Genomic DNA, 18,886 nt, shown 5'->3' with positions numbered 1-18,886 from the left:
CACGCCGACAACGCACCGTTCCCCGCGCCGTCAAACGCAAAATGTCCAACTGGCCACTCAAGCGAACACCAAAAACCACAAAGTAAACGGCATTGGGTCTAGATCAGGTCTAGATCGGCGCGGGCTCCGCGAGGGCAAACCGGTTAGCAGCGCTTTCGGCACTCGGGAAGACGAACGACGTCGTCTGGTAAGTGGGGAGCTCCCGTGCGCCGCTGGCGCTGTCCGGCTCCTGACCAGCGTGGATCTGGCGGGTTTCGAAAGACCATCCGTTCGACATTCAAGGCTCCTTGATGTGGTGTGGCGCTGCTCGGTTGCGTTCAGTGCGGGAAGCCTTGCCTGACGCGAACAGGATTGTGACGAACGTGGTCAGCGGGCCGTTTATTCTCCTGCTTCCCGGCGGAATGTCCACTCGTGACGCATCAGGATTCCGGTAAGGCTACCCTTAGCTGAGAGCCGGATCACAAAGTGCCAAGATGATGGCATGCGCATGGATCACGTCTCTTACGCCTGTGAACAAGATGGCCTCGTTGCCACCACCGAACGTATTTCGTCCGCCCTCGGCGTTGAAGCCGTGAAGGGTGGCGTGCACCCCCGGTTTGGAACCCGGAACATGATTATTCCCCTCGCGGGCCATAAATACCTGGAAGTCGTGGAGGTCCTGAACCACCCGGCATCGGACAAGGCTCCCTTCGGGCAGGCTGTCCGGGCCCGGTCCGAAGCCGGCGGCGGCTGGATGGGCTGGTGCGTCGAAGTGGACGACCTCGCTCCGTTCGAAGACCGCCTGGGCCGTGCCGCCGTCAACGGCAACCGCAAGTTCCCGGACGGCCGCGAGCTGGTCTGGAAGCAGATCGGCATCCTGGGCCTGATCGCGGACCCCCAGGTCCCGTACATGCTCAAGTGGGAGGGCGACCCCGCCCTGCACCCGTCCAACGCCTATGAGAGCAACGTCAAGATGAGCTGCCTGACCATAGCCGGTTCCGCCGAACGCGTGACGGAATGGCTGGGCGAACCCGTCGAGAAGCCGCTGGAGGATGTGGCCGTTGACTGGGTGGCTCCGCATGGAACCCCGGGCATCCTGTCCGTAACCTTCGAAACCGCTAGCGGAGCAGTCACCATCTGATTGCACGTTCAATAGCTTCGGCCGCCATCAGCGGGTGCCAATGATGCCACCCACCGATGGCGGCCGAATCCTTTTAAGGCCGGACCTGTTTCAGTTCACCTGTGCCGCACGGGAACCACGGCCGCCTTAACCGAGCCCCACGGCCCGGCCAAAGAGGCTGAAGCCAACGAAGGCAACAATGTTCAACAGCGCGTGCGCGATGACCAGCGGCATCACCCGCTTGGTCTTTGTGTAGAGCCAGGCAAACACCACACCCATCACGGCGTTGCCGATGAACGGCCCGAAGCCCTGGTACAGGTGGTAGCTGCCGCGGAGCATCGAGCTAATGAAGATGGCCAGAGGCATGCTCCAGCCGAACTTGCCGAAGCGGTCCAGGAGGTAGCCCACCACAATGACTTCTTCCACGACGGCGTGCCGCAGCGCGGACAGGATCAGGACGGGAACTGTCCACCAGTACGAGTCGAGTGCGCTGGGGATGATGGCGGTGGTGATCCCCAGGGCACGTCCCGCGGCGTAGAGACCCAGCGACGGGATCCCGATCAGCGCCGCGAGGCCAAAGCCCTGCAGCAGGTCACGGCCCGGCCGGGCGAAGTTGAACCCCAGTTTCCGGAAGGCGGACCAGCCTTGGGGGCTCACTCCGGCGCCGGGTTGCCGCTGGTCCGTGAGGAAGTAGATGACCAGCAGCACGGGCACGAGGGCGAAAATGATGTCCAGCAGCTGGTAGGTGAGGTCGAAGTATTCGCGGGGGCTCTGTGACCGGTTCAGCGTGGACGTGCCTTCGGCCAGCGGTGCACGCGTCATCTTGTCCAGCAGCTGCACCACCGAGTAGACGGCGGACTGCCCCAGGGAAAGGCCCAGCACAATCCAGACTTCAATCCGCAGCCGACGGCGGGAGGGAACCAACATGGTTCCATCTTGCCTGTAGTTTCTGGTTCTTCGCTGATTGGGGGGTGGCCAGCTCGCCGGGGCTGACCAAAGTGAGAGAGCGTCCGCCAAAAACCCGCCGAAAGTGAGAGAGCGTCCATGCGGCGGCACCTATGCTTGGGGCTTATGAGCGCGCCAGGGAAAATCTTCATGATCCGGCACGGCCAGTCCGCGGCCAATGTCGATACGTCCATCTACAACAGGGTCCCGGACTACCGGATTCCACTGACTCCCCGGGGCCTGGCGCAGGCCACGGCGGCCGGCGAACGGATCCGCCGCGAGCTGGACGGCCGGCAGGTTTGCGTCTATGTCTCCCCGTACCTGCGGGCGCACCAGACCCTGGAGGCACTGAACCTCGGCAATCTCACGGAGCGGGTGATCGAAGAGCCGCGCCTCCGTGAGCAGGACTGGGCCAATTTCCAGATCACCGGCGACATCGAGGACCAGAAGGAACTCCGCAACGCCTACGGCCATTTCTTCTACCGGTTCAGGGAGGGCGAATCCGGCTCCGACGTCTACGACCGGATCTCATCCTTTATGGAGACGCTGTACCGCCACTGGTCCAAACCGGACTACGCCCCCAACACCCTGCTGGTGACCCACGGGCTCACCATGCGGCTGTTCTGCATGCGTTGGTTCCACTGGTCGGTGGAGTATTTCGAATCCCTCAACAACCCGGACAACGCCGCAGTGCGGACCCTCCTGCGAACCGACCTGGGCAAGTACGAACTCGACATTCCGTTCAGCCAATGGGTGGACCGCCGGGTGGACGAGACCGTGCTGGATGCGCCGCCGGTGATCTTTTAGGGGTTGTTGCTGATCGCCTAGTGCGGGGCCACGATCACTTCGGTGCCATTGGCTTCGAATGCGGCCTTGTCCTCGGCGGAGATCCCGGAGTCAGTGATCAGGCGGGTGAACGCGTAGCCGTCCATGGTGGCGAAGGCTCTGACGCCCACCTTGGAGGAGTCGGCCAGCACGTACGAGATCCGGGCCCGGCTGGCCAGCAGGGCATTCACGGACGCTTCGCCCTCCCCCGTATTGGTGGGACCGACCTCTGGGTCGATGCCGTTCACGCCGATGAAGGCGATGTCCATGACCACCTTCTGCATGATGATGTCGGTGTACGGGCCCACCAGTTCGTACGAGCGGGGGTTCAGGATGCCGCCGGTCACCATGACTTTGATGTTAGGGCGGACAGCCAACTGTGCAGCGATGTTGATGGCGTTGGTGACCACCGTCAGGGTGGACTGGTGGCCGGGAGCGTTGAGGTCCTCGCGCGTGGCCAGGATCTGCGCCAAGGCCGTGCTGGTGGTGCCGCCGCAGAGACCGATCACCGCGCCGGGAAAAATCAGCGCCGAGGCGGCCTGGGCGATCTGCTCCTTGGCTTCGGCGTGGTCGTCACGGTTGTACCGCCCGGGGAGGTCGTAGGCCAGGGCGCCGGTGGTGGCCCCGCCCCGGGTCCGGGTCAGCAGCCGCCGCTTGGCCAGGCTGTCCAGGTCCCGCCGCGCCGTGGCCGGCGAGACCGCCAGCTGCGAGACAATCTCCTCCACCTCCACCTGGCCGGTCTTGGCAAGAATGTCCAGGATGGCCGTCAGGCGGTCAGTGCGGGTCATGGGGGCCTCTCAGCGATCAAACAGTCACCAAAATATGACGTTATCTGATCATAACAGGCACAAATGATCACATCGCAATCACAAAGTGTGGCCCCTGCTTAGCGTGCCCGTACACCGGCCCGCCACACGGAGTACGTGAGCGGCATGCCTGGGCGGTAAGCGAGATGCGTTGCTGAGGGGGCGTTCAGCATGTGCAGGTCCGCACGATGCCCGACGGCGAGCGAACCCACCGCCCGGACGCCGTCGGCGTCGTGCCCTGCCTCCCGGTGCAGCGCCAGCGCGCCCCCATACGTAGCCGCGCGCACCGCTTCGTGGACGCTCAGGTGCATCTGCAGCACGGCCGTAGCCACGTTGAACGCCATGGAACTGGTGTACGACGTGCCCGGGTTGCAATTGGAGGCGAGCGCCACCTGCACGCCGGCGTCCAGCAGTTCACGCCCCGGGGCCAGCGGCTGCCGGGTGGAGAGATCGCACGCGGGGAGGCAGGTTGCCACGGTGCCGCGGGCGCCACTGCCGGAGTCCGGACTCCAGCCGGACCAGCTTTCCGCCAGGACCGCCACATCACGGGCCGACAGGTAGTTCACATGGTCCACGCTGGCTGCCCCGAGTTCCACCGCCAGCTGCACGCCGGGACCCTCGCCGAGCTGGTTGCCGTGGACGCGGATCCCCAGTCCGGCGGCCCGGCACGCCTCCAGCACACGGCGGGACTGCTCCGCCGTGAAGGCGCCTTCCTCGCAGAACACGTCCGCCCACCGGACGTACGGCCGGACGGCGTTAAGCATGGGCCCGCAGACGAGATCGGTGTAGGCCTCCGCATCGGTGCCCGCGGGGACAAGGTGGGCACCCAGGTAGGTGACCTCGTCTGCGACAGTGGAGGCGATCCGGGCGCTCCGGGCCTCGTGCTCAATATCCAGCCCGTAGCCCGTCTTGGTTTCGAGGTAGGTGGTGCCCTGCGACACGGCCTCGGACACGCGCGCCATCGCCAGCCGGGTGAGGTCGAAATCGGACGCGCGGCGGGTGGCGTCCATGGTGACGGCGATGCCGCCGGCCGAATACGACTCCCCTGCCATCCGCGCCTCGAACTCCGCTGTGCGGTCGCCGGCGAAGACCAGGTGTGTGTGCGAATCCACCCAGCCCGGCAGCACGGCCCGGCCGCCGGCGTCCACGGCGTCGTCGGCCGCCGGCGCATCCGCGGCGGATCCGAGCCAGGCGATCCGTTCACCCTCGACCACCACGGCGGCATTCTTCAGGACGCGGTGGTCCAGATCCTGGGTCATCAGCTCGGCGATGTTGGTGATCAGGGTGCTCATGGGTTCCATTGTTCAGCGCCGGACGGACCAGCGCGTGGCGGCCAGCGCCTCTGCTGTCCGGGATGCCGGATCGTGGGCCGGAGCGGCCGCCCGGTGCCCGGTGCCCTGTCCGGCCAGGATCTGCGCGGCGGCGAGCTCAGCCATGGCCGATGACGTCTGGAAACCGTAACCGCCCTGACCGGCCAGCCAGTAGAACCCGGGGGCTTCGGCATCGAAACCGGCTACCGGGACGCCGTCGGCTGCCTCGGTTCGGAGCCCCGTCCACGCGCTCCGAACTCCGCGGATTCCCAATGTTGTCAGCTCGTTCAGCTTCACGATCAGCCGCTCGACATCGCCGGGCCTCGGCCTGGCGTCCTCGGGTCCGCTGGGCACCGTTTCCGACGGCGAGATCAGCACCTCGGTGCCCTCCCGGCGGAAATAGAACGTGTGGTCCGCTGCCGCCACCATGGGGCTGTGCCCTGGCAGTGGATGTTCGACGTCGACAATCGCCGCAGTGCGCCGGTAAGGCTGGAGCCCGAGCTTCTCCACGCCGCTGATCACGGCGATTTCATCGGCCCAGGCGCCGGCCGCGTTGACCAGCACACCGGCTTCGAAGGCTTCCTGCCCGGCGCCGATCTCCCAGCCCGAGCCCAGCCGCTGGGCGGAATGTACGCGGGCGCCGGTGATGATGTCGGCGCCGGCAGCCTCCGCCCGCAGGCGGTGGTCGGCCAGCAGCAGCGGGGCGTTGCAACCGAAGGATCCGGTGTCCAGGCCTGCGGCGGAAAAGGCCCCGGGGACCAGCGCCGGGCACAGCTCCAGTGCCCGTTCATGCGTGATGGCATTCATGTGGCCGCTGCCCTCGGCGCGGACGGATTCCTCTGTGCCGATCAGCATAAAGCTTCGCGGCGTAAGGACAGGTTCGGGCAGTTGGGCGTCCCGGGCCGCGATCAGGTCCAGGGTCCGGACCGTGAGCTCCCGGACCACGTCCGGGCCGTAACTGGGAATGAGCTGGCGGGCGGAACGGGAGGACGTGTGGTACGCCAGCTCCTGCTCCGCCTCCACCAGCGCCACGCTGCAGCTGCCCGCGAGCGCGGACGCCAGGGACAGGCCGGCGATGCCGCCACCCACAATCAGGACGTCGTAGTGTGCTGCCATGGCTCCATCCTTGCAGAGTTGCCGTGCGGCCGCGCCGGGCACCCGCTAGGGGTTTAGCCCGGCTGGGTTAACCCGGCTGGGTTAGCCTGCTATCGCCGCACGGCTGGCGACGAACGCACCCACGCACGCTTCGACGTCGTCCGCTGAGTGCGACGCTGAAAGCTGCACACGGATCCGGGCGGCGCCGCGCGGAACAACCGGGAAGCTGAACGCGGTGACGAAAACGCCGTGCTGGAGCATCTGGTCCGCCACCTTGGCGGCCAGCACGGCATCCCCGAACATCACGGGAACAATCGCGTGTTCGCCGTCCAGGAGTTCGAAGCCCTCCTCCGTCATCCGGCGGCGGAACAGGCGGGCATTCTCGAACAGCCGGGTCCGCAGGTCACCGGAATTCTCCACCAGGTCAAGTGCCTTGATGGTCGCGGCGACGATCGCGGGGGCCAGGGAGTTTGAGAACAAGTACGGGCGAGCCTTCTGGCGGAGCATGGCCACCACTTCGCTGCGGCCGGAGACATAGCCGCCGGACGCGCCGCCCAGGGCCTTGCCGAACGTTCCGGTGTAGATGTCCACGCGCTGGGACACGCCGGCGTGCTCGGGGGTTCCGGCACCGGTGGCACCCATAAAACCGACGGCGTGGGAATCGTCCACCATCACCAGGGCGTCGTGCTTCTCGGCGAGGTCGCAGATGGCTTCCAGCGGTGCCAGGTAGCCGTCCATGGAGAAAACGCCGTCGGTGACGATGATCTTCCGGCGTGCATCCTTCGCTTCAACAAGCTTGGCCTCGAGGTCCGTCATGTCCTGGTTGGCGTAGCGGAACCGCTGGGCCTTGCAGAGCCGGATGCCGTCGATGATGGAGGCGTGGTTGAGGGCATCGGAGATGATGGCGTCCTCCGGCCCGAAGAGGGATTCGAAGACCCCGCCGTTGGCATCAAAGCAGCTGGAGAACAGGATGGTGTCCTCCGTGCCGAGGAACCTGGAGACCCTGGCTTCCAGTTCCAGGTGCAAGTCCTGGGTGCCGCAGATGAAGCGGACGCTGGCCATGCCGAAGCCCCGCGAGTCCATGGCTGACTTCGCGGCGGCGATGATGTCCGGGTGGTCCGCGAGGCCCAGGTAGTTGTTGGCGCAGAAGTTCAGGACGGTGGCGCCGGGCTGGCCGATCTGCCCTGCCGTGACGTGGCTGGACTGCGGGGAGTTGATGCTGCGTTCGGTTTTGAATAGCCCGGCGGTGCGGATGTCGTCCAGCTCAGTCAGCAGCTGGTACTTGATGGAGGTGTACATGGTGCTCCTTAGAGTTCGGTCCAGTCGAGGACAACTTTTCCGCCAACGCCGGCGCGGGCGGTCGCGAAACCTTTTTCCCACTCTGCGGCGGGCAGCGTGTCCGTCACCACCGCTGAGATGCCGGCGTGCAGGACCGGGTTGGAGGAGAGCATGGCGCTCATGGCGTACCAGGTCTCATACATTTCCCGGCCGTAGATGCCCTTCAGGGTCAGCATGTGCGTGACCACTTTGCCCCAGTCGATGGTGATGTCCTGGCTGGGCAGGCCGAGCATGGCAATACGGCCGCCGTGGTTCATGTTGTTGATCATCTCAGGGAGGGCCGTGGGGTGGCCGGACATTTCCATCCCGATGTCGAAGCCCTCCCGCATGCCGAGTTCACGCTGGGCATCCTTGACGCGCGTGGTGGAGACGTCGATGGCCAGGTCCACGCCCAGCTGGCGTGCCAGGTCGAGCCGCGGCTTGGAGACGTCAGTGATGGCGATCTTGCGCGCACCGGCGTGGCGCGCCACCGCAACGGCCATCAGTCCGATGGGCCCGGCACCCGTGATCAGCACGTCCTCGCCCACCAGGGGAAAGCTTAGGGCGGTGTGCACGGCATTGCCGAACGGATCGAAAATCGCGCCGAGCTCCGGGGTGATGGAGGGATCTTGGTGGACCCAGACGTTGGTCTCGGGGATGACAACATACTCGGCGAAGGCGCCGTCCCGCTGCACGCCGACGCTGACGGTATGGATACACATCTGGCGGCGCCCCGCGCGGCAATTCCGGCAGATCCCGCAGACCACGTGGCCCTCACCGGATACCCGGTCCCCCACCTTGACGTCGCGGACGCCGTGGCCGATTTCCACTACTTCACCGTAGAACTCATGGCCGGCGATGAGCGGCGCCTGGATCATGCTCTGTGCCCAGGCGTCCCAGGACTGGATGTGCAGGTCCGTGCCGCAGATCCCTGTGGTCATGACCCGGATCTTGACGTCGTTGGGTCCCGCTTCGGGCTCGGGGCGGTCGACGAGTTCGAACCCGGCGTGTGCACCAGACTTGTAGAGGGCCTTCATTGGCTTCCTAACTCTTGGCAGTCGCCTCGCGGCTGCGGGCGGAGATCTCCCTTCATTAGAGCCATTTCGAAGCATTAGCACAAGCAGTTTTTTCTCAATCGACGATGAAGTATTCGCTAATGTATAGACTGGACGGATGGAAATTCATCAGCTGGAAATCCTCCGGGAACTGGGGGCCCTGGGCAGCGTGAAGGCGGTGGCCGAGACGCTGATGGTGACGCCCTCCGCCGTGTCCCAGCAACTGACGCTGCTGCAGCGGAACGTCGAGGTCCCGCTGACGCGGAAAGAAGGCCGCAATCTGGTGCTGACCGAAGCCGGCCAGGTGCTCGCCGACGCAGGTGCCGCCGTCGTCAATGCCATGGCGGACGCCCGGACGGCGATCGGTGCCTATCACGGCTCGCCCGTTGGCCCCGTGACCATCAGCGGATTCCACAGCGCGGGCCAGGCGCTGTTCGCGCCGCTTGCGCGCATGCTGGACGCGCCCGGCCAGCCGCGAATCCAGCTTTCCGACGAGGACGTGGCGCAGCAGGACTTTCCGGCGCTCACGGCGCGGTACGACCTGGTGCTGGCGCACCGGATGGACCACAGCCCGCGTTGGCCGGAGGAGCGTGTGGCAGTGATCCCGCTGGCGCACGAACCGCTGGATGTGGCCCTGCCGGCGGAACATCGCCTGGCCAGCCAGGACACACTGACCGCGGCCGACGTCGTAGGCGAACCGTGGGTGACCAGCCACACGGGTTACTCTCCCGCGGACGTGCTGTCCGCCGTCGCGGCCGTCTCCAGCAAGGAATTGAACATCGTCCACCGGATCAACGACTACTCCACGGTGGCCGCGCTGGTCGCGGCGGGCGGTGTGGTGGGTCTGTTGCCGCGGCATACGGCGCGGCCCGTGCTCAACCCGGGCATTGTGCTGCGGCCGCTTGAGGGCATCAGCACCCGGCGGCGGATCGACATCCTGGCCCGCCCGGAGAACCTGAAGCGCCGCTCGGTGATGATTGTGTGCGAGGCGCTGCAGGCCATCATGACCGGGCTGGTGGAGCAGGGCTAACGCCAACTGAGTAGCTGTAACTGTCGTTTTCAGGGCTCAGAACGACAGTTGGCGCTACTTACTTGGGGGAAAGCCGCTTGGCGTGGCCGAGGCCCTTGCCCAGCCCGTGACCGTGCCCCTTGCCTAGGCCTTTTCCGTGGCCCGGACCCGTGCCTTCGACGATCTGCCGGGCGGTGGCGTTGTCACCGTTCTTCACGCCGGAGACCCTGACGGCCTCACCCGTGGCGATTTCCGCGATGGTGACCTCTGACCGCTTCAGCCGTTTGCCGTCGTCGCCCGTTGCCGGCGAACCGTCCGCGGCCGGGGCAGGGAACTTGATGATTCTGGTCTCCGCGTTGACGGCGTAGGTCTGGGTGAAACCGTCCTCGCTCTTGACGGTGAGCGAGGTTTCGCTGACGGCCTCCACGGTGCCCTGCTGGGTCAGCACGGTTTCGAACGTCCCGTCCGCCTTCTTCACCACGCTTTCACTGTGCAGGTGCTGCGGGCGCTGGGCCTTGTCTGGCTTCCCCTGGCCAGGCGCCTTGTCCGACTGCCCCGGTGCGGAGGCCGACGGCGACGGCGTGTCTGTGGCGGACCAGGCGATGGCGACACCCGTGCCGGTCAGGGCCAAAGCAATGACGCCGGCCAGCAAAGCCTTGCGGAATCTCAACGGTTCTTGGACCGACATGGCCATTCCTCCCACAGCACGGGCAGGGCTCCGGCGCCCTGGAACTTCAGTCTAGAACCGGCAGGCCCCGCTGAACACGCGTACTTTGCGAGCGGGAAGTGAGTACTTAAAGCCAAACTGGGTCGCAGTAGCTGCGACCCAGTTGGGTTTAAACAGGTAGCTTGCCCTGTGGCTTAGCCCTCGACGTCGAGCTTCGCGAGGATCAGCTCCTTGACGCGGCCGGCGTCGGCCTGCCCGCGGGTGGCCTTCATGACGCCGCCGACGATCGCGCCGATCGCCTGGAGTTTGCCGGCGCGGATCTTGTCCGCGACGTCGGGCTGCGCGGCGAGGGCTGCGTCGATGGCTTCCAGGAGCGGGCCGTCGTCGGAAACGACGGCGAGGCCGCGCCGCTCTACGATCTCCGCCGGGGTGCCTTCGCCGGCGAGGACGCCGTCCAGCACCTCGGTGGCCATCTTGTTGTTGATCTTGCCGTCCTCGACCATCCGGTTCAGCTCCACGATGGTGGCGGGCTGGACGCCCAGCTGGCCGGGATCGACGTCGGCGTTCTTGGCACGGCCCACAATCTCGCCCATCCACCATTTGCGGGCCACGGTGGCTGTGGCGCCAGCAGCGATGGTTTCTTCGATCTCGTCCATAACGCCGGCGTTGACAACGTCGCGGAATTCCAGGTCCGAGTAGCCCCAGTCCAACTGCAGCCGCTTGCGGCGGGCCGCCGGCGGCTCGGGCAGGGTGGCGCGGAGCTCCTCCACCCATTCGCGGGACGCAACGATCGGAACCAGGTCCGGCTCCGGGAAGTAGCGGTAGTCATCGGCGTCCGACTTGGGCCGGCCCGAGGTGGTGGTGCGCGTGTCCTCGTGCCAGTGGCGGGTTTCCTGAATGATCGGGTTGCCGGCATCCAGGACGGCTGCGTGCCGCTGGATCTCGTAGCGGACGGCGTGTTCGACGGCGCGCAGCGAGTTGACGTTCTTCGTTTCGGAGCGGATGCCGAAGCGTTCGCGGCCGTGCGGGCGCAGCGAAACGTTCGCGTCGCAGCGCACGTTGCCGCGTTCCATCTTCGCGTCCGACACACCAAGGTTCTTGACGATCTCCCGGACGGCGGCCACGTAGGCCTTGGCCAGCTCCGGGGCGCGGGAACCCGCACCCTCGATGGGCTTGGTGACAATCTCCACCAGCGGAACGCCGGAACGGTTGTAGTCCACCAGCGAGAAGTCGGCACCCTGGATGCGGCCGGCGGCCCCGCCCATGTGCGTCAGCTTGCCGGCGTCCTCTTCCATGTGGGCACGCTCGATCTCCACGCGGAAGATGGTCCCGTCCGACAGTTCGATGTCCAGGTAGCCGTCGTACGCGATCGGGTCCTCGTACTGTGACGTCTGGAAGTTTTTGGGAGTGTCCGGATAGAAGTACTGCTTCCGGGCAAACGTGCAGGATTCAGCGATCTTGCAGTTCAGGGCAAGGCCGATCTTGATCGAGGACTCGATCGCGACCCTGTTCACCACCGGCAGCACGCCGGGCATGCCCAGGTCCACCTCGTTGACGTTGGTGTTCGGCTCATCGCCGAAGACGTTGGGCGCGGAGGAGAACATCTTGGACTTGGTGTTGAGTTCCACGTGGACCTCAAAACCCAGGACGGGATCGTACTTCTCCATGGCCTCTTCGAAGCTCAGGGTTGCGTCCGTGCTCATTATTTTGCCTCCTTGGCGTCAACAAGGGTCTCAACCAACGGCGGCGCCTGGTCCAGGAGCGGGCCGCCCCACTGTGCCTCAAGCAGGGATTCCAGGACAGCACCCACCCGGTAGAGCCGGGCATCCTCGCGGGCAGGAGCCAGCAGCTGGATGCCGACGGGAAGGCCGTCCTCGTCCGCCAGGCCGCCGGGCAGGGTCAGCCCGGGCACGCCTGCCAGGTTGGCGGGGATGGTGGCGACGTCGTTGAGGTACATCGCCAGCGGGTCATTCAGTTTCTCCCCGAGCTTGAACGCCGTGGTGGGCGCCGTGGGAGAGATCAGGACGTCGGCCTGCGCGAACGCGGCCTCGAAGTCGCGCTGCACCAGGGTACGGACCTTCTGGGCCGACCCGTAGTACGCGTCGTAGTAGCCGGCGCTCAGGGCATAGGTGCCCAGGATGATGCGGCGCTTGACTTCGTCGCCGAAGCCGGCGGCGCGCGTGGCTCCCATAACGCGTTCGATGGTCATGGGCCCGTCCTCGGGGAGGACGCGCAGGCCGTACCGGACGCCGTCGAACTTTGCCAGGTTGGACGAGGCCTCGGACGGCATGATCAGGTAGTAGGCGCCGAGGGCGTACTGGAAGTTTGGGCAGGACACCTCAACGATTTCCGCACCGGCCTGCTTGAGCAGTTCCAGGGATTCGTTGAAGCGGTTCTCGACGCCGGCCTGGTAGCCCTCGCCGTGGAGTTCCTTGATGATGCCGATCCGCATGCCTTCGACGTTGCCCACGCGGGCAGCGGCGACGAGGTCTTCCAGGGGGTCGGGCAGGGACGTGGAGTCAAAGGGATCATGCCCGCCGATGACCTGGTGCAGCAGCGCCGAGTCCAGGACGGTGCGGGAAACCGGGCCGATCTGGTCCAGCGAGGAAGCCATGGCGATGGCACCGTAGCGGGAAACACCACCGTAGGTGGGCTTGACTCCCACGGTGCCGGTGACGGCGCCGGGCTGGCGGATGGACCCGCCGGTGTCCGTGCCGAGCGCCAGCGGGGCCTCAAAAGCAGCAACGGCCGCGGCCGAGCCGCCGCCGGAGCCCCCGGGGATCCGGTCCAGGTCCCACGGGTTGCGGGTGGGGCCGTAGGCGGAGTGCTCGGTGGAGGAACCCATGGCGAATTCGTCCAGGTTGGTCTTGCCCAGGATGGGCATTTTGGCGGCGCGGAGGCGCTTGACCACCGTGGCGTCATAGGGGCTGTGCCAGCCCTCGAGGATCTTAGAGCCTGCCGTGGTGGGCTGGCCGATGGTGACGATGAGGTCCTTGACCGCGATCGGCACGCCGGCGAGTACGTGAAGTTCCTCGGCCGCGGCACCACCGGCGGCGCGGATCGCGTCCACCTCGGCGGCGACGGCGAGCGCTTCCTCGGTGTTGACGTGCAGGAACGCGTTCACGCCGCGTTCGCCGCCGTCGACAGCTGCGATCCGGTCCAGGTAAGCCTGCGTGACCTCGACGGAGGTGACCTCGCCCGCGGCCAACATGCCGGCCAGCCGCGCGGCGGACAGGCGGATGAGTTCGTTGGTGTCAGTCATGGTTATGCCTCATCCAGGATTGCCGGGACCTTGAAACGGTTCTCATCGGAATCCGGAGCCCCCGAGAGTGCCTGCTCCGCGGTGAAAGTGTGGCCCACAACGTCCTCGCGGAACACGTTGGTCAGCGGGATCGGGTGGGAGGTTGCCGGGACGTCATCACCGGCGGCTTCACTCACGGACTTCACTGAATCAACGATGACGGCGAGTTCGCCGGCCATCCTGTCCAGCTCTTCAGCACTCATCTCGATGTGAGCGAGCTGCGCGAGGTGCGCAACATCGTCACGGTTGATCGCAGCCATGGATCTCCCCTGCAGGTTCGGATTGTTTTCCGAACCAGTCTAGTGGGGAAACGTCAGTGCCCGTCTGACGACCCCCAGCGGGCGTCAGACGGGCACCTCGGTGCCTTGGTCCCGGTCACGGGGACCGGCCACAGGCAGCTACAGACTAACCGATCCCGATGGCTCCCGTCAGCATTCCCACACCCAACATGACGAGGGAAACCACTGCGGTGCGCCACAGGACCTTTTTGTGGTGGTCGCCGAGGTCCACCTTGGCCAGCGAAACCAGCAGCAGGATGGCCGGAACCAGCGGGCTCTGCAGGTGGAAGGGCTAGCCGGTGATGGAGGCACGCGCCATCTCCGCGGCGCTGATCCCGTAGTGTGCGGCGGTCTCGCTGAGGACGGGGAGGACACCGAAGTAGAAGGCGTCGTTGCTCATGAAGAACGTCATGGGGATGCTGAGCACGCCGGTGATGACTGCCATGAACGGCCCCATGTCAGCGGGGATGATCTGGACCAGCCACGCGGACATGGCCTCCACCATTCCGGTGCCCTTGAGGACACCGGTCAGCACGGCGGCGGCCATCACCATGCTCACCACGGACACGATGGACGGTGCGTGGGCGATGAGCTGCGCGCCCTGCTCCTTGACCTTGGGGAAGTTCACCACCAGGGCGATGGCGGAACCCACCATAAATACGAACGGCAGCGGCACGAGGTCGGCCACGAGCATCACCATCACGGCAATGGTCAGGCCCAGGTTGAACCAGAGCAGCTTGGGGCGGAGCGTGGAGCGGTTGGGGTCAAGCGCGGTGTCAGTCAGCCCGCCGTCCTGTTCTTCCACCAGCGTTTCGGTGCGTTCCAGGACAGCCACTGACGAACCTTCCGGAGAGTAGCCGCCGACGGCGGGGGCTACTCCGGCGGGGCCGGCTCCCTTGCGTCCGCGGCCGGTTCCCGAACCGCCGTCGGAAGTGCCGCCGTCGAACTTTTCAGCGGTGAACGGCTCTGCCGTGTCCGGCGTTCCCCAGATTTCCGGTGCAATGGCGCGGAGGCGGTTGCGTTCCTGCAGTCCCAGCAGCCAGGCGAAGCCGAAGACCACTACCAGGCCGGCGATGAGGGACGGGATCATCGGGACAAAAACGTCGTTGACGTCGAGGTGGAGCGCGGTGGCGGCGCGGGCAGTGGGACCGCCCCACGGCAGGATGTTCATGGTGCCGTTGGCCAGGCCGGCCACGCAGGTGAGGACAACCGGGCTCATCTTCAGGCGCAGGTAGACGGGCAGCATGGCGGCGGTGGTGAGGATGAAGGTGGTGGAGCCGTCGCCGTCCAGGGAGACTGCGGCCGCCAGGATCGCGGTGCCGAGCACCACCTTGGCGGGGTCATTGCCGAGCTTGCGGAGGATGAACTTCACCAGCGGGTCGAACAGCCCGACGTCGATCATCAGGCCGAAGTAGATGATGGCGAACATCAGGAGGGCCGCCGTGGACGTCATGGACTTCATTGACTCCAGGACCATGTCCCCGATACCCAGTCCGGCCCCTGCGAAGAGGCCAAAAACGGTGGGGACGATGATCAGCGCCAGTACAGGCGTCAACTTCTTCGTCATGATCAGCACCATGAATACCGCGATCATTGCGAATCCAAGTAATACCAGCACGGCCGGCTCCTTCTTGTGAACAACGCCACCGCAGCGTGACGCGTGCTACAGACATTAGGGTGGCGGGCGTCACGGCCGTGCCTTTGGCTCAATTGATTGGCATACTGCTTATTCGGAGTATTTTGCGCATTGTGCTCACACCCACGCCCGAGGGAGGAAGAACCATGCCGCGTTCCGCACGCACACCGCCCTTGCGGTTCTCCACGCAGACTCTCCTCCTTCAGCTGGGCGTGGTCCTGCTGGTGGTCCTGCTCAGCGCCGCCGTCCACGCCTGGCTGACCTACGACCGGGTGGGCCGCGAGGCGGAAAACCAGGCGCTGACGCTGGCCCGCGCCGTCGCCGCGGATCCGTCAGTGCAGGCTGACGTGCTGGCCATCAGCGAGGGCGCGGGCACTCCCCCGCCCGCCGTGCTCCGCACCGGACCGCTGATGGCTGCCGCCGAGGCGATCCGGACCCGGACCGGGGCACTGTTTGTGGTGATCACCGAAGAGACCGGCCTGCGGCTGGCGCACCCTGATCCGGACCGGCTGGGCGAGAAGGTCAGCACCGATCCATCCGAGGCCCTCGCCGGCCAGGAGGTCACCACCAGGAACACCGGGACACTGGGCCCGTCTGCCGGCGCCAAGGTTCCTGTCTACGCGCCCGGCACTGGCGCCGGCACCGTCGTCGGGGAGGTCAGCGTTGGCTACTCCATGGAGAGCGTGGGCCAAAGCGTCACGCGTGACATCGGCCCGGTGGGGCTGACCGCCGCAGGAGCCTTGTTGGCGGGTGTACTGGGCTCGTTCCTGCTGCGGCGCCGGCTCCAGCGCCTGACGCTGGGCCTGGAGCCTGAGGAAATCAGCATGCTGGTCCACGACCAGGTGGCCGTTTTGCAAGGCGTGGACGACGGCGTCATCGGCGTTTCGGCCGACGGCAGGATCAGCGTTTTCAACGCAGCAGCGCAGCGCCTTTTGGAGCAGCCGGACCTTTCCGGGACGCCGTGGGCCGACGCTCCGGTGCCCGAGCAGCTCAGGGCGTTGACCCGGCCGGACGCTGCGGAGGCGGACGCCATTGAGCTGGTAGCCGGCGGCAGTGTCCTGGTGGCCAGCGCGCGCAAGGCCCTGCATGGAAGCGAGGACCTGGGCTGGGTGGTGATGCTCCGGGACCGCACCGAACTCCAGCAGCTCACCCGGCAGCTCGACGCCGTGGGAACGATGTCCACGGCCCTGCGCGCCCAGCGCCACGAATTCGCCAACCAGCTGCACACCATCGCCGGCCTCATGAGCATCGAGCAGCACCAACAGGCCCGCGAGTACCTGGCCGGGCTGGCCGCCACGGGGCCGCTGAAGTTCCCGGTGGACCAGGCGGAACTGTTGCAGGACCCGTACCTGCAGGCCTTTGTGGGTGCCAAGGGTGTGGAGGCCGACGAGCGCGGCGTGACGCTGCGGATCGGCCCCGAAACCCTGGTCCGCGGCCAGGTCACCGAGCCGCAGGACGTGACCACCGTACTGGGCAACCTGATCGACAACGCGGTGAACGCCGCCGTCGCTGGCTCCTCCCCGGATCGCTGGGTGGAGCTGGAGGTGCTGGATGAACCGCACGACGACGGCGGGACGCTGCACATCGTCGTCGCCGATTCCGGCGACGGGCTGGCCGCCGGGACGAATGCGGAAGCGGTCTTCGCCGAGGGATTTACGACGGCGGCTGGCCCAGTAGTGCCGGCTCCGGCGGCTGCCGGCGGACGGAGTGGCGGACGGAGTGGCGGGCAGGGGCTGGGCCTGGCCCTGGCCCGGAAGCTGGCCCGGCGCCGCGGCGGGGACGTCCGCTTGCTGGAGCCGGGGACACCGGGCGGACCCGGGGCCGTGTTTATGGCTTCCCTGCCACGCACGACGTCCGGGACAACCGCCGGGACACCTGCGGGGACCCAGGATTTAGCTGGAAAGGACAATGATGCCTGAGGATTTCAGGGTGTTGATTGTGGACGACGATTTCCACGTGGCCAAGCTGCACGCAACGTATGTGGATTCGGTCGCGGGATTCCTGGCGCTGGCGCCGGTGGGGTCGGCATCCCTGGCACTGCAAGCGATCCACAGCCTCCGCCCGGACCTGGTGCTGCTGGATGTCTACCTGCCGGACGCCTCAGGCCTCGACCTGCTGCAGCAGTTGGACGTGGACACCATGATCCTGAGTGCCGCATCGGATTCCGAGTCGCTGCGGAAAGCGTTCCGCCGCGGCGCCCTCGGGTACCTGTTGAAGCCCTTTACGGCCGAGTCGCTCTCGCAGCAGCTACGTTCGTATGCCCGGTACCGCAGGCTGCTGGGCCAGCCCGGGGCCCTGGACCAGGGCTCCGTGGAGCGGGCCAAACGGGCGCTGATCCCGGGGGACGTGACGCCGGCGGCTAAACCCCGCTCCGCCACCGAGGCCGCGGTGTTGGAATCGCTGGTTGCCGGCGAACAGTATTCGGCGGTGGAAGTGGCCACCCGCGTAGGGGTTTCCCGGGCCACGGCGCAAAGGTACCTGTCCTCGCTGGCCGACGACGGCGCCGTCGACATCCAACTGCGCTACGGAACCACCGGACGCCCGGAGCACCGCTACAGCCTCCCGGCCCAGTAGCTGCACCCCCTTGAGCGAGGCCTTCTAGCTGGCGCTCTTCTGGGCCACGAGCTCGATTTCGACGAGCATCTTCGGGTCAAGGAACGGCAGGACGTGCACGAGGGCAAGGGTGGGGCGGATCTCGCCGAAGACTTCGCCGTGGGCGCGGCCGGCCTCTTCCCATTTGCTGATGTCCGTCAGGTACAGCTTGGACTGGACCACGTCTTCGAAGCTGAAGCCGGCATCGGCCAGGACCACGCCCAGCTTCTGCAGGATGTACTGGGTCTGCGTGTAAAAGTCCTCGCCCACAATGCCGTCCTCGCCGCTTGCGGCCGTGGCGGAAATATAGAGCGTGTTGTCCACCTGTACGGCGCGGGAGTAGCCGAGGGTCTGCTCCCAGACGGAGCCGGTACCGAATGTTTTGCGCATGGTGGGCCTTTCAGTGCCGAAAACGAGTCGGCACCACTTTAGGTTGACTGGACGTCAAGCTGGTAAACCAGCAGCTTTATGTCGGTGCCCGGAATCAGCCAGTCGCGCTCGGGGACTCGTTTGAAGCCTGTCTTCCGGTAGAGGCCATGGGCGCTCTCCCAGGTCCCGCCGGTGGTGAGGGCCACGCCCGTGATCCCCTCCAGCGATTTCGCATGCGCAATGATGGCTTCCACCATGGCCTTGCCTGCGCCGCTGCGCTGCACCGCCGGATCCACCACCAGCATCCGGAACTCCAGCTCATCAGGGAGGGCGATGTCGGCGAACGGTTCACCTGCCAGTGCCAGCGTCACGGAACCCACCACCTGCCGGTCACGCTCGGCAACCCAGATCGTGGCCTTCGCGGCACGTGCGGCAACATCCTGGATCTGCTGCATATAGGGATGGTCCGCGCTGTCGAAATAGCCTGCTGCCAGGTACGAGTCCACGGTGATCCTGGCGATGGCCTGGAAGTCTGCCTCAACGGCCGGTCGGATGGTTATTTGCGATTGCACCTGACAATGT

17 protein-coding genes and 2 pseudogenes are annotated in these 18,886 nt (G+C 66.2%); 5 read left to right on the top strand and 14 right to left on the bottom strand.

Translation table 11 applies throughout. The features are described 5' to 3' along the window. Positions 1-112 precede the first annotated feature (112 nt). A pseudogene (locus ACVWY0_RS04150) lies at positions 113-277 on the bottom strand (O-acetylhomoserine aminocarboxypropyltransferase); the annotation flags it as partial. Between the two features lie 204 nt (positions 278-481). Between ACVWY0_RS04150 and ACVWY0_RS04145 the strand changes: the two are divergent. Continuing rightward, complete coding sequence (locus ACVWY0_RS04145; RefSeq protein WP_485835543.1) at positions 482-1,120, top strand: VOC family protein; 639 nt, start codon at positions 482-484, stop codon at positions 1,118-1,120. Positions 1,121-1,246: 126 nt separating this feature from the next. Here ACVWY0_RS04145 and ACVWY0_RS04140 read toward each other — a convergent pair whose 3' ends face one another. Then, positions 1,247-2,026 carry a CPBP family intramembrane glutamic endopeptidase gene (locus tag ACVWY0_RS04140; RefSeq protein ID WP_485835542.1) on the bottom strand — a complete coding sequence of 260 codons (780 nt, stop codon included), beginning with the start codon at positions 2,024-2,026 and terminating at the stop codon, positions 1,247-1,249. A gap of 144 nt (positions 2,027-2,170) precedes the next feature. Between ACVWY0_RS04140 and ACVWY0_RS04135 the strand changes: the two genes are divergently transcribed. Then, entirely contained in the window at positions 2,171-2,851 is a 681-nt protein-coding gene (locus tag ACVWY0_RS04135) for a histidine phosphatase family protein (protein ID WP_056348207.1), read from the top strand. Positions 2,852-2,868: 17 nt separating this feature from the next. Here ACVWY0_RS04135 and ACVWY0_RS04130 read toward each other — a convergent pair whose 3' ends face one another. The 5 genes from ACVWY0_RS04130 to tdh all read right to left on the bottom strand — a co-directional run bounded on the left by ACVWY0_RS04130 (position 2,869) and on the right by tdh (position 8,434). Continuing rightward, entirely contained in the window at positions 2,869-3,657 is a 789-nt protein-coding gene (locus ACVWY0_RS04130) for a DeoR/GlpR family DNA-binding transcription regulator (RefSeq protein ID WP_058929556.1), read from the bottom strand. Between the two features lie 98 nt (positions 3,658-3,755). After that, positions 3,756-4,967 carry an imidazolonepropionase gene (gene hutI, locus ACVWY0_RS04125; RefSeq protein WP_485835541.1) on the bottom strand — a complete coding sequence of 404 codons (1,212 nt, stop codon included), beginning with the start codon at positions 4,965-4,967 and terminating at the stop codon, positions 3,756-3,758. Between the two features lie 12 nt (positions 4,968-4,979). Further along, entirely contained in the window at positions 4,980-6,101 is a 1,122-nt protein-coding gene (locus tag ACVWY0_RS04120; RefSeq protein WP_485835540.1) for an NAD(P)/FAD-dependent oxidoreductase, read from the bottom strand. An 81-nt stretch (positions 6,102-6,182) separates the two neighbouring features. Continuing rightward, a complete protein-coding gene (locus ACVWY0_RS04115; protein WP_485835539.1) occupies positions 6,183-7,379 on the bottom strand; it encodes a glycine C-acetyltransferase in 1,197 nt (398 codons plus the stop codon). Positions 7,380-7,387: 8 nt separating this feature from the next. Next, entirely contained in the window at positions 7,388-8,434 is a 1,047-nt protein-coding gene (gene tdh, locus ACVWY0_RS04110; protein WP_485835538.1) for an L-threonine 3-dehydrogenase, read from the bottom strand. Between the two features lie 136 nt (positions 8,435-8,570). On the opposite strand from tdh, the gene ACVWY0_RS04105 reads away from it, so the two are divergent. Further along, complete coding sequence (locus ACVWY0_RS04105; protein WP_485835537.1) at positions 8,571-9,482, top strand: LysR family transcriptional regulator; 912 nt, start codon at positions 8,571-8,573, stop codon at positions 9,480-9,482. A 58-nt stretch (positions 9,483-9,540) separates the two neighbouring features. Here ACVWY0_RS04105 and ACVWY0_RS04100 read toward each other — a convergent pair whose 3' ends face one another. From ACVWY0_RS04100 to ACVWY0_RS04080, 5 genes and pseudogenes are all read right to left on the bottom strand, one after another. Continuing rightward, a complete protein-coding gene (locus ACVWY0_RS04100) occupies positions 9,541-10,149 on the bottom strand; it encodes a hypothetical protein (protein ID WP_485835536.1) in 609 nt (202 codons plus the stop codon). Between the two features lie 173 nt (positions 10,150-10,322). Continuing rightward, on the bottom strand, positions 10,323-11,831 hold the full coding sequence (gene gatB, locus ACVWY0_RS04095; RefSeq protein WP_485835535.1) for an Asp-tRNA(Asn)/Glu-tRNA(Gln) amidotransferase subunit GatB: 1,509 nt from the start codon (positions 11,829-11,831) through the stop codon (positions 10,323-10,325). Next, positions 11,831-13,390 carry an Asp-tRNA(Asn)/Glu-tRNA(Gln) amidotransferase subunit GatA gene (gene gatA, locus ACVWY0_RS04090; RefSeq protein WP_485835534.1) on the bottom strand — a complete coding sequence of 520 codons (1,560 nt, stop codon included), beginning with the start codon at positions 13,388-13,390 and terminating at the stop codon, positions 11,831-11,833. The genes gatB and gatA overlap by 1 nt, the downstream gene beginning before the upstream one ends. Positions 13,391-13,392: 2 nt before the next feature. Next, entirely contained in the window at positions 13,393-13,689 is a 297-nt protein-coding gene (gene gatC / locus ACVWY0_RS04085; RefSeq protein ID WP_056348187.1) for an Asp-tRNA(Asn)/Glu-tRNA(Gln) amidotransferase subunit GatC, read from the bottom strand. Between the two features lie 145 nt (positions 13,690-13,834). Beyond that, positions 13,835-15,325, bottom strand: a pseudogene (locus ACVWY0_RS04080) (CitMHS family transporter). A 164-nt stretch (positions 15,326-15,489) separates the two neighbouring features. On the opposite strand from ACVWY0_RS04080, the gene ACVWY0_RS04075 reads away from it, so the two are divergent. Beyond that, positions 15,490-17,262: a sensor histidine kinase gene (locus ACVWY0_RS04075; protein WP_485835533.1), complete on the top strand. Its 1,773-nt coding sequence runs from the start codon at positions 15,490-15,492 to the stop codon at positions 17,260-17,262. Next, positions 17,255-17,917: a response regulator gene (locus tag ACVWY0_RS04070; RefSeq protein WP_485835550.1), complete on the top strand. Its 663-nt coding sequence runs from the start codon at positions 17,255-17,257 to the stop codon at positions 17,915-17,917. The genes ACVWY0_RS04075 and ACVWY0_RS04070 overlap by 8 nt, the downstream gene beginning before the upstream one ends. A 24-nt stretch (positions 17,918-17,941) precedes the next feature. Here the strand turns inward: ACVWY0_RS04070 and ACVWY0_RS04065 are convergent, their stop codons facing one another. Together ACVWY0_RS04065 and ACVWY0_RS04060 are read right to left on the bottom strand one after the other, a co-directional pair. After that, positions 17,942-18,325 (bottom strand): RidA family protein, encoded by a 384-nt coding sequence (locus tag ACVWY0_RS04065; RefSeq protein WP_058929567.1) that lies wholly within the window; start codon positions 18,323-18,325, stop codon positions 17,942-17,944. 38 nt (positions 18,326-18,363) lie between these two features. Continuing rightward, on the bottom strand, positions 18,364-18,876 hold the full coding sequence (locus ACVWY0_RS04060; protein WP_485835532.1) for a GNAT family N-acetyltransferase: 513 nt from the start codon (positions 18,874-18,876) through the stop codon (positions 18,364-18,366). Positions 18,877-18,886 lie beyond the last annotated feature (10 nt).

It is taken from the genome of Arthrobacter sp. UYNi723, from assembly GCF_054057635.1.
Note: the sequence above shows the minus strand (reverse complement) of the source record. Positions and strands in the feature narration are given on the sequence as shown.